The sequence below is a fragment of the Luethyella okanaganae genome (genome assembly GCF_042660285.1).
Taxonomy (GTDB): domain Bacteria; phylum Actinomycetota; class Actinomycetes; order Actinomycetales; family Microbacteriaceae; genus Luethyella; species Luethyella okanaganae.
Window position 1 is genome coordinate 279,770 of the sequence record NZ_JBHSTP010000004.1, and the last position, 7,247, is coordinate 287,016.

The window sequence follows — 7,247 nt, forward strand, 5'->3', positions numbered from 1 at the left end:
CGACGCCCAGCCCGAGACCCATCACGATCGGACGCATCACGTGCTCGGCGCGGCTACAGTCGGTCGACCGCGAGCACGCGCACGACCGCGAATCCTGCTTCGTCAGAGGCCGCGAGGTCGATCTCAGCGCTGATGCCCCAATCGTGGTCGCCGACAGGGTCGTCGAGGATCTGCCGTGCGCGCCAGACGGGTTCGCTCTCGTCGAGCAGCACGAGCGCCGAGCTGCGGGCATCGGCTCCGGTAAGGATCTCGTCGTGCTCGCCGAAATACCGGTCGAGGGCGTTCCCCCACTCCTCGGAGCCGAAACCGTGCTCCGCGTCGAGTTCGCCGAGCGCCTCGACGTCGTCGCGGGCGGCGAGCTGAACCCGGCGGAAGAGCTCGTTGCGCACGAGAACCCGGAACGCCCGCACATTGGAGCTGAGTCGCTTGGGAGCGGGTGGAACGACGTCACCGGCGTGCGCGGAGTGCGCCTCAGCATCCGGATGCGCCAATTCGGCCCACTCGTCGAGCAGGCTGGAGTCCACCTGACGCACGAGCTCGCCGAGCCATTCGATGAGGTCGTGCAGTTCCTCGGTCTTCGCCTCGTCCGGGATCGTCTGCCGCGACGCGCGGTAGGCGTCGGAAAGATAGCGCAGCACGACGCCCTCCGAACGGGCGAGCTTGTAGAAGCTCGTGAACTCACCGAACGACATCGCGCGCTCGTACATGTCGCGCACGACCGACTTGGGACGCAGTTCGAAGTCTGCCACCCAGGGCTGAGCCGCTCTGTAGCTTTCGAAGGCGGCTTCGAGCAGTTCGGTGAGCGGCTTCGGATACGTGACGTCCTCCAGCAGCGCCATCCGCTCGTCGTACTCGATGCCGTCGGCCTTCATCGCAGCGACGGCCGCGCCGCGGGCCATGAACTGCTGCTGGCTGAGCACGGCGCGGGGATCGTCGAGGGTCGCCTCGACGATCGAGATCATGTCGAGGGCGTAGTGTCCGGTTCCCGTCCCCGCCGTCCCGCCCCCGGATCCTGCCCCACCACTCCCCGAGCCTGCCCCGCCGTCTCCCGAGCCTGCCTCTCCGCTCCCTGAGCCTGTCGAAGGGCTGGGATCCAGCAGTTCGAAGGCGGCGAGCGCGAACGGCGACAACGGCTGGTTGAGGGCGAAGTTCGGCTGTAGTTCCACGGTCAGGCGGATGTCGTCGCCCCGCTGCTCGACGACACCCGCCTCTCTCAGCGTGCGGTAGATTCCGAGCGCCCGGCGAGCGAGCACAAGCTGTCTGCGCCACGGCTCGTGGTTGTCGAACACGAGATCGCGCATGTGCCGGTAGGCGTCGCCCCCGCGGCCGATCACGTTGATCATCATGGCGCTCGTGATCTGCATGCTCGAGACGAGCGGCTCCGGCACGGCCTCTACAAGACGCAGAAACGACGGCTCACCCCAGGAGACGAATCCATCCGGCGCCTTCTTGCGGACGATCTTGCGTTTCTTCTTCGGGTCGTCGCCCGCCTTCTCGATCGCCTTGAGGTTCTCCGTCTCATGCTCCGGCGCCTGCACGACCACGGTACCGGCCGTGTCGAAGCCCGCCCTGCCAGCACGACCGGCGATCTGATGGAATTCGCGGGCGCCCAGCTGCCGCATCCGCTGCCCGTCGAACTTGGTGAGCGCCGTGAGCAGCACCGTGCGAATGGGGACGTTGATGCCGACGCCGAGTGTGTCGGTGCCGCAGATCACACGAAGCAGGCCCCGCTGGGCAATGGTCTCGACGAGGCGCCGATACTTGGGCAGCATTCCGGCATGGTGCACACCGATGCCTGCGCGGATGAGCCGCGAGAGCGTCTTGCCGAAGCTCGTCGTGAAGCGGAACTCGCCGATGAGTTCGGCGATCTCATCACGCTGCTCGCGACTCGCGATCTTCACGCTGCTCAGCGCCTGCGCTCGTTCCAGCGCCGCCGCCTGGGAGAAGTGCACGATGTAGACCGGTGCCTGTCCCGTGACGAGCAGCTCCTCGACGGTCTCGTGGACGGGCGTCGTCTCGTAGTAGTAGTGCAATGGCACAGGCCGCTCGACGCCCGTGACCTGCGCGGTCTCACGCCCCGTGCGACGGCTGAGATCCGCCGCGATCGCCGTCATGTCTCCGAGCGTCGCGGACATGAGAATGAACTGCACGTGCGGGAGCATGAGCAGTGGAACCTGCCAGGCCCAGCCACGGTCGGGGTCGGCGTAGAAATGGAACTCGTCCATGACGACCTGGTCGACACGAGTGTCCTCGCCGTGTCGAAGCGCCTGGTTGGCGAGGATCTCGGCCGTGCAGCAGACGATCGGGGCATCGGGGTTGACAGCAGAGTCACCCGTCATCATGCCGACGTTCTGGGCTCCGAAGATGCCGACGAGGGCGAAGAACTTCTCGCTCACGAGAGCCTTGATCGGCGCGGTGTAGAAGCTGCGCTTGCCTGCTGCGAGCGCGGCGAAGTGCGCGCCGACCGCGACGAGGGACTTGCCCGTCCCCGTCGGCGTGCTGAGAACGAGGTTGGCTCCCGAGACGATCTCGATGAGCGCCTCCTCCTGCGCCGGGTAGAGACGCAGGCCGCCGTCGCGCACCCACTCCTCGAAGCCGTCGAAGAGCGCGTCCGGATCCCGGGGATCGCCTCCCCCGGGTGCCGGGGGCATGCGGTCGAGCAGGGGGATGGTCTCGACCGTCATACTGACCAATCCTAGGTCGCGGACACGACCATTCCTCAGAGGCGCCCGAGTCCGAGCCCGCCGGCGCCCCGACGCCCCGAACGCGGTGTGCCGGGTCATCGGGCGTATCCGCGTCGACGACCGTTCCACCTCCCGGCCATATCCTGAAACAGAAACGTCACATCGTCGTCGTAGCCTGGAGGGAGCGATTGACGCCGAGGAGGAGCCGGGAACACTATGAGCGAGACGCCGCCCCACCTCGAAACGCTGCGCGGGGAGGCACGCGACGAGTTGTCGGCGATCATCGAGTTCCGGTGTCGTCTGGGTGAGGATCCGTGGGAGTTCCTGCCCGAGCTGCCATCGGTCGACGAGCAGGTCGTGCTCACGATACGGGCCGACCGCATCGACATCCCATCGATCTCGGAGGCGCGCTCGCGTGCGTATCATCCGACGGCGCGTGACGGCCAGGCCGAGCGGTTCGAGTTCGGGCTGCTGCGCGCGATCGCGCTCGAGCATCCCGAGTTGACTCCGGCGGTCTGGCGGCTGCTCGACAGGTTCCCTCAGCCAGGCTGAACGGGCCGCATGTCGAGCGCGGAAGCCTCGGTGACCGGAAGACGGCAGACGAAGTCGCGGCAGAGGTAAGCGGTCGCGCGTCCTTCCTTGCTCACACGACCGGAGAAGAGTCCGAACCCGGCTGCAGCGAATGCCGCCGCCTGCGAATCGTCGAGGATCACGGTGACGGATGTCGCCGACAGCCGGCTCGCGGCGACGAGTGCTTCGCTGTCCGCCGCCGACCGCACGGCGTAATCCGGCCGGTCGTCGCCCGGAACCGTGTCGGGGACGACGGTGACCAGTTGCACGACGGGGGCGGCGAGGCGGCTCAAGAGCGCGAGGACGCCGCCATGACCGATGGGCCGTTCGATGGCGGCCTCCGCGACGAGCGCCATCGCCGCCTGGGCGGCGTCGAGGTATCGCAATTCGCCCGTCAGAAGATGGAGCCGGAATGCGGCCGAGGCGGCTGCCGTGAGGCCCGACGGGTAGGCACCTTCCGAGGGGTCGAGCGCGAGCGCGAGCCCGTGCGCCCGCAACACCGGGTCCGCCCCGCCGGGCACCGCGAACGGAACCCGCGAGGCCAGGTCACCGGAGCCCCCTGGTCCTTCGGTCTCGGCACCCGCACCCGCACCGGCACCCGCACCCGCACCGAGCGTCGCATCGATGAGCGACCTCGCCGTCACGGCGTAGCGCGCCTCGCCCGTCGCCGCAGCGAGCACGAGCAGCCCTTCGGCGAACATGCCGTAGTCCTCGAGCGTCGCCGGCGCCGGCGAGGCACGCCCGCCGAGGGAGGCACGCAGCAGAAGGGGCCAGCCATCAGCGTTCTCGAAGAGATGTTGGTCGATCACGTAGTCGGCCGTCGACCGTGCAACGCTCAGCATGTCGGCGCGGTCGAAGGCGAGTCCCGCCCCGGCGAGGGCGGCGACGGCCAGCCCGTTCCATCCCGTCAGAACCTTCTCGTCGAGCGCCGGCGCCTGTTCGAGGGCGCGAAGCTCGGCGGCGAGCGCGTAGTAGCAGCCCTCTTTGCGGTGTCCGTCGACCACGCTCTCCGAGTCCTGAGCACTAGCGAATCCTCCTCCGGGCAACCGCAGGACAGTCGTGAGGAACCGTGCAACCCCCTCGGCGACGGTTCCCGCCCAGCTATTCTTCTCGGGGGCCAGCCGCCAGGCGGTCACGTAATCGTCGAGGAGGAGCGCATTGTCGTAGAGCATGCGCTCGTAATGCGGCTCGCTCCAGTCCCGGCGAGTGGCGTAGCGGAAGAATCCGCCGTCGACGGGGTCACGGAGCGGCGAGGCACCCATCCTCTTGAGAGTTCGTGAGGCGAGGACGGCACCCTTCAGCCCGGAATCGAGCAGGAATCCCAACACGGGGGCCACGGGAAACTTTGGGGCGCCGCCGAACCCACCGAACGTCTCGTCCTCGTAGCCGGCGAGCTCGCAGACAGCCGCCTCGAGCGCCGCCGCATCCGGAAGCACCGTGTCGTCGGAGCGCGACATCTCGTGGCGCGCGGATGCCGCGATCACGCCGGCGACGGCCGCCGCATTGCCCAACACCTCGTCGCGACGTGACGTCCATGCTTCGGCGATCGCTCCGAGCACCTGCAGGAACTCGGGAACCCCGTGCGCCGGCCGCGGGGGAAAGTAGGTTCCTGCGAAGAACGGCCCGCCGTCTGGGGTGGTGAAGACGTTGAGCGGCCAGCCGAGGTTGCCGGTGAACGCCCCGGCCGCCGCGATGTAGCTGGCGTCGACATCGGGGTGCTCCTCGCGGTCGACCTTGATCGCCACGAAGTTGTCGTTGAGGTAGGCGGCGACAATCGGATCGCTGAAGCTCTCCCGCGCCATGACGTGGCACCAGTGGCAGGTCGCGTAGCCGATCGAGACGAGCACGGGAACATCACGACGGCGAGCCTCGGCAAAGGCGTCCGCTCCCCACGGCCACCAGTCGACGGGGTTGTCGGCGTGGGATCGGAGATACGGGCTGACCGCATCGGCCAGATGGTTCACCATACTGCCAGCCTAGGCGCAGAAGCTGCGGGCGAGCAGTGTGGTCGTCGAAACCGCCGAACCGCCTATTTCTCCGTCGAACCATCCTCGAGCCGCCGCGTGGCACCGTCGAGATACTCCTCGGCCGCTGCACCGGATCTGGTCACGAGGGCACTCGCAGCCTCCATCGCTTCGGCGGCCTCAGCAGAGGCGGCCTTCGAGAGAGAGTTCAGCTCTTCGTACGGCACGGCGACAGGCTGGACCGGGGCGGACGAAGCGGCGAGAACTGCCCTCCGAAATCCGGTGTCTCGACTCGAGGCTCAGGCGGCACAGCCGAAGGAGGAGGAACCCGGCTCGGGTTCCGGCGCCCACTCCGGCCGTGGACGCGGATCGTCGACGACATTCCACTGTCCGTCGATCTGCTCGTACCGCCACGCGGGGCCTTCGCCCAGAAAGGCGGCGAGCGCAGCGATCAGAGCCTCGACATCGGCGTCCGACGACCCCAACCCGAAGCTCGCGCGCAGTGCCGGTTGCGCGATCCCCAATCGCGACAGCAGAGGATGCGCGCAGAACTTGCCGTCGCGCAGCCCGATCCCCCACTCCGCCGAGAGATAGCTCGCGACGAGACGGGAGTCCGCTCCTTCGACGGTGAACGAGACCACGCCGACCGGGTCGACACTGTCGGAGAACAGTCGATGCACCCGCACACCGGGCAGCTGCTCGAGTCCGGAGACGAGTCGTTCTCGCAGGGCCGACTCGTGATCGTGCCAGGCACCGGGGTCGAGCTCGTCGAGCGCGCGGATGGCACGAGCCAACGCGACGACGCCGAGCACATTGGGCGAGCCCGCCTCGTGACGCGCGGGTCCGGTCCGCCAGTCTGCGCCATCGAGCGTGACGGTCGTCACTGCGCCCCCGCCGCGGAGGTAGGGAGGGGCGACGTCGAGCCAGTCCCGCCGTCCGACCAGGACGCCAGCGCCGAACGGCGCATAGGTCTTGTGCCCCGAGAAGGCCAGATAGTCCACGCCGTCGAACGCGAGGTCGACCCGGCGATGCGGAACGAGCTGCGCACCGTCGACGGCGAGCCGGGCACCGTGCCGATGGGCGATCGTCGCCAGCCTGCGTAATGGGAGGGTCTCCCCCGTCACATTGCTCGCCCCGGTCACCGTGACCAGAGAGGCGGGTCGCGCGGCGAGCTCGCTGTCGACGAGACGCAGGGACTCCTCGAGCGTCCCGGCCGCAGGGACGACACGAGCCGCATGTTCCATCCATGGCAGGAGGTTCGCATGATGCTCGATGTCAAGCAGCACCGTCTCTCCGGGAACGGCCGAGGCGAGGAGTTTGAGCGAGTCCGTGGTGTTGCGAGTGAAGATCACCGCGTCGTCCGTTCGGGCGCCGAGGAAGGCGCCGACGAGCCGGCGGGCGTGCTCGTAAGCGGCGGTCGACACCTGCGAAGCGTATCCGGCACCGCGGTGCACGCTCGCATAGAGCGGAAGCACCTCGTTGAGGTGGGTCGCGACCGATTCAAGCGCCGGGGTGCTCGCGGCGTAGTCGAGGTTCACGTAGCGCGCATCGCCTCCCGTCACGAGAGGCACCCGGAGGTCGCCGCCGATGACGGGAAGCAGAGGACAGTCGGAGGTCATGGCTTCACCGTGCGCCGGACGAGACGCCATCCGCGAGGAGCGAGGTGCCGGACTCGCCAATCCTCGACGCCTCTTCGCGATCGAGCGCAAGAATCCCGCGCACGAACGACACGGTCTTCGACGGCGCGCGCAGGCTCGCCGAGGCTGCGACGACGTGCGACGTTTGTGGCATGAGACGACGTTAGGCGCACCCGACGGATACCGCCACAGCGTCCGACACACGACGTAAGACTCGCAGCACGGTGTATTCCGTCTGCATAGGGGCCCATGCCGGCTGGACGCTAAGAACAACCCGGAGGCCTGGATCGGTACGGGCCGTTTTGTGTTTGGTGGGTTAACGTGGAATGGCCACCCGGGTGGGTGGCCATTTCACTGGTGTTGTCCGGCGGTGTCCTACTCTCCCACAGGGT

The 7,247-nt window shown here is 68.1% G+C and carries 6 protein-coding genes; 1 reads left to right on the plus strand and 5 read right to left on the minus strand.

Annotated elements, in window-relative coordinates; all coding sequences use genetic code 11:
• Window positions 1-53: 53 nt before the first annotated feature.
• The gene (locus tag ACFQB0_RS15300) at window positions 54-2,651 is read right to left on the minus strand and encodes a DEAD/DEAH box helicase (protein ID WP_386733305.1); all 2,598 of its coding nucleotides are present in this window, start codon (window positions 2,649-2,651) and stop codon (window positions 54-56) included.
• Between the two features lie 249 nt (window positions 2,652-2,900).
• Here ACFQB0_RS15300 and ACFQB0_RS15305 point away from each other — a divergent pair, with 249 nt between their 5' ends.
• Window positions 2,901-3,236 (plus strand): hypothetical protein, encoded by a 336-nt coding sequence (locus tag ACFQB0_RS15305; RefSeq protein ID WP_386733291.1) that lies wholly within the window; start codon window positions 2,901-2,903, stop codon window positions 3,234-3,236.
• On the opposite strand, the gene ACFQB0_RS15310 is transcribed toward ACFQB0_RS15305, so the two are convergent.
• The 4 genes from ACFQB0_RS15310 to ACFQB0_RS15325 form a co-directional block, all read right to left on the minus strand.
• Window positions 3,224-5,221: a thioredoxin domain-containing protein gene (locus ACFQB0_RS15310; RefSeq protein WP_386733292.1), complete on the minus strand. Its 1,998-nt coding sequence runs from the start codon at window positions 5,219-5,221 to the stop codon at window positions 3,224-3,226. The two genes, ACFQB0_RS15305 and ACFQB0_RS15310, sit on opposite strands and share 13 nt — an antisense overlap.
• A gap of 62 nt (window positions 5,222-5,283) precedes the next feature.
• Window positions 5,284-5,445 (minus strand): hypothetical protein, encoded by a 162-nt coding sequence (locus ACFQB0_RS15315; RefSeq protein ID WP_386733293.1) that lies wholly within the window; start codon window positions 5,443-5,445, stop codon window positions 5,284-5,286.
• Window positions 5,446-5,517: 72 nt separating this feature from the next.
• A complete protein-coding gene (locus ACFQB0_RS15320) occupies window positions 5,518-6,837 on the minus strand; it encodes an aminotransferase class V-fold PLP-dependent enzyme (protein ID WP_386733294.1) in 1,320 nt (439 codons plus the stop codon).
• A gap of 4 nt (window positions 6,838-6,841) precedes the next feature.
• The gene (locus tag ACFQB0_RS15325; RefSeq protein WP_386733295.1) at window positions 6,842-7,009 is read right to left on the minus strand and encodes a hypothetical protein; all 168 of its coding nucleotides are present in this window, start codon (window positions 7,007-7,009) and stop codon (window positions 6,842-6,844) included.
• Window positions 7,010-7,247: the final 238 nt, after the last annotated feature.